This is a genomic window from Actinomycetota bacterium, from assembly GCA_040754375.1.
Classification (GTDB): domain Bacteria; phylum Actinomycetota; class Acidimicrobiia; order Acidimicrobiales; family AC-14; genus JBFMCT01.
Genome location: JBFMCT010000090.1, coordinates 1 through 3,007, shown reverse-complemented (window position 1 = coordinate 3,007; position 3,007 = coordinate 1). Strand labels below are relative to the sequence as shown.

The following is a 3,007-nucleotide window of genomic DNA, read 5'->3' as shown; positions in this document are numbered from 1 at the left end:
GGCCGGGGCCGAGGCCACCTCGGCCGGGCCGGTCCACTCGCTACAGGTCCTGGCCGACGGCAGTGCCCGGGCCTGGGGCTTCGGGGCCACCGGGGCGCTGGGCGAGGGCACCACCGACAGCCACCCCACCCCGGTGGCGGTGGACGGCTTGGCCGCCCCCGGGACCGCCCTGGCCACCTACGCCTACCGGGGCGACGGCCTGCGCACCTCCAAGACGGTGGCCGACCAGACGAAGCCCTTCTCCTGGGACGAGTCCGGCCCCGTCCCCCTCGTGCTCTCCGACGGCGAGCTGCGCTTCGTCTACGGCCCCGGGGGCCGCCCCCTCTACCAGCTCGACGCCGCCAACGTGCCCACCTACCTGCACCAGGACCAGCTCGGCTCCACCCGCCAGCTCACCTCGGCCACCGGCGAGGTGGTGGCCACCTTCACCTACGGCCCCTACGGCGAGCTGGCCACCTCCACCGGCACCGCCACCACCCCCCTGCGCTTCGCCGGCGAGTACACCGACGCCGAGACCGGCTTCGTGTACCTCCGGGCCCGCTACTACGACCCGGCGACGGGACAGTTCGTGTCGAGGGACCCGCTGGTGGCCCTGACGGGCGAGCCCTACCTGTACGCCGCGGGCAACCCGATCAACGCGATCGACCCGTTGGGCCTGGCGCCCTGGGACGGCTTGAGGAGGACGTGGGACGCGACCGGTGGCCGGGCTATCAGCAGGGCTGCCGGTCTCGCCAACAACGCGACTGAATTCGTCGTTCGTAACCGCGACACGATCGCGAGTGTCGCAGCCGTCGCTGCATGTGTCGGCACAGTAGGTACCGGCTGCTTCGTTGCAACGGCCCTAGCGGTCGGTGTCCGCAATGAGAAGCGCTTCCGGGACCATGGGGTTAGCCGGGACACTGTCGGCTCGTTCATCGTTGACGGCGTCCTCTCCTTTGGAACGCTCGGCCTTGTGAGGATCCCCTCGCAACTGGCGACGGCTAGGCTCGCTGATCCGCTGGCCCGGCACGCAGTACCAGTTGTCTCGGGGCCGATCCCAAGGTTCGCCGTCGAGAGCGGCAAAGCAGGACTGCTTGGCGGTCTCAGCTTACTCAGCCGTTGGACGTTGGACGGCCGCCTCGATGGTCTCGGCTGCTGAGCGATAATGCGTCAGCCGGTCCGTGTCGAGGGGGGGTCCACTTCTGTGGAGGTTCGTACGCCGGCGGCCCACGTGCCGACGATCGCCAGTGGGAGTGCCGCCGTCCTCGTAGGCGCCTCAATGCTCGCCGGGCTCCGGCCCGTCAATGCATTCACGGTGGTGCTCGGGCTGGGAGCGGTTGTGATGGGGATGTGGATAGCCGTTAGCGCGGCGCGAGCACGCGTGATGCTCACTGACGATCAACTTGAGCAGCACGGCGATCTTCGTCGAAAGCTGGTCCCGACAGACCAGATCAGCGAGTTCTATGTTGACCGGACATCGCATCTAGTCCCATGGATCTCGGTGTGGGTACGGCTTCGGTCAGGTGAGGAACTTTCGCTTGACCAGTGCCGCGTTTTCGGGTTCACACGGGGCGATGCACACCAACGCCTTCAGCATGCCGTCGACTCGCTGAACGACCGGCTGGCTAGCCGCTAATGTCGCCTCAGACTACTATCATTCTTCCACCATACCAGCCAGTGAGTGGCGCGAGAGATCGCTTATACGGGTCGGCTAACGTAATCCCTGGTATCAGGATTCGAAGCTCCTATGTCACGACCTTGAGGTTGGCTGTGGACGACAACGCACTTAGCATGACCGCGTGTCGGCCAGGTTCGGGGGCGATGAGGGTGCGCCACTACATCAGGATGCGGCCAGCAGTTCCTCAACGGTAATTGGCGCCTCACAGTCGGGGCAGCAGCCGCCGATGCCGATGCGGCGACAGAACACATTGCAGTCCGGGCGTCTCTGGTCGCCAACGCAACGCACGTCGCAACCCGGGCACCCATACACCGTGGCCGAGCGGCGAGCGGCAGGTGCCGGGACGGGCGGGGTCGGTGCTCCGGCCCCGTGACGACGCCGATGGCCAGCCTGCCTGCATGCCGCGGAGCAGTACCGGCGCCGTCCGGAGGCCTCGAACGGCGCCGCGCAGGCCGCGCAGGTCATCGTTACGCCAGTCGTTACGCGACGGGGTTGGCTGTCCGGTGGGCGGCGGGGTCATGCGGCGTGGGGAAGGGCGGCGAGCCTGGCGTTCAGATCGTGCATCATCCGGCGGTAGACGACATTGGAGAGATGACGCTTGAGAACCCGCATGGCCTCCTTCTTGGTGTGGCCCCGCCGGCGGGCCTCCTCGAAGGTGCGCCTGGCCCGTTCGTCGCAGCGCAGCTGGGTCACAGCCATGCGGTGCAGCACGGCGTTGATGCGGCGGTTCCCGCCCGGGTTCAGCCGGTGGCGTTTGGGTTCGTCACGGCCCTCGCCGGAGGAGACCTCGAGCGGGGCGGTGCCGTTGAAGCGGGCGACGGTGTGGGCCTGGGGCTCCAACGCCCTGGGCCAGCTGGGCGACGGCACCACCGTCGACCGCCACTCCCCGGTGAAGGCCCAGGGCCTGGACCAGGTGGTGTCGGTGGCCGCCGGCTACGTGCACTCGGCGGCCGTGCGCGCCGACGGCAGCGTGTGGACCTGGGGCTACAACGGCTTCGGCCAGCTGGGCGACGGGACCACCGCCGACCGAGCCCTGCCCGGCCCCGTGGCCGCCCTGGCCGGGGCCGCGGCCGTAGCGTCGGGCTACCATCACGTGGTGGCCGCCCTCGCCGACGGCACGGTCGCCGCCTGGGGCCACAACGGCTTCGGCCAGGTGGGCGACGGCTCCACCACCGACCGCCACGCCCCCGTGGCCGTGGGCCTGGCCTCGGTGTCGGCGGTGACGGCCGGGGGCTTCGGCTCGCTCGCGGCCCGCACCGACGCCACCGTGGCCACCTGGGGCTACAACGCCTACGGCCAGCTCGGCCACGCCACCACGGCCGACGCCCACGCCCCCACCGCCGCCCCCGC

General features: G+C 69.8%; 3 protein-coding genes. 2 read left to right on the top strand and 1 reads right to left on the bottom strand.

Features of this window, described 5'->3' with window-relative positions:
* On the top strand, window positions 1-1,138 hold a 1,138-nt coding region (locus AB1673_17530; protein MEW6155758.1), incomplete at its 5' end, for an RHS repeat-associated core domain-containing protein.
* Between the two features lie 1,035 nt (window positions 1,139-2,173).
* On the opposite strand, the gene AB1673_17525 is transcribed toward AB1673_17530, so the two are convergent.
* Window positions 2,174-2,497 carry a transposase gene (locus AB1673_17525; GenBank protein MEW6155757.1) on the bottom strand — a complete coding sequence of 108 codons (324 nt, stop codon included), beginning with the start codon at window positions 2,495-2,497 and terminating at the stop codon, window positions 2,174-2,176.
* Between AB1673_17525 and AB1673_17520 the strand changes: the two genes are divergently transcribed.
* Window positions 2,478-3,007, top strand: a 530-nt coding sequence (locus AB1673_17520) for an RCC1 repeat-containing protein (protein MEW6155756.1), incomplete at its 3' end; no start/stop codon positions are given. The two genes, AB1673_17525 and AB1673_17520, sit on opposite strands and share 20 nt — an antisense overlap.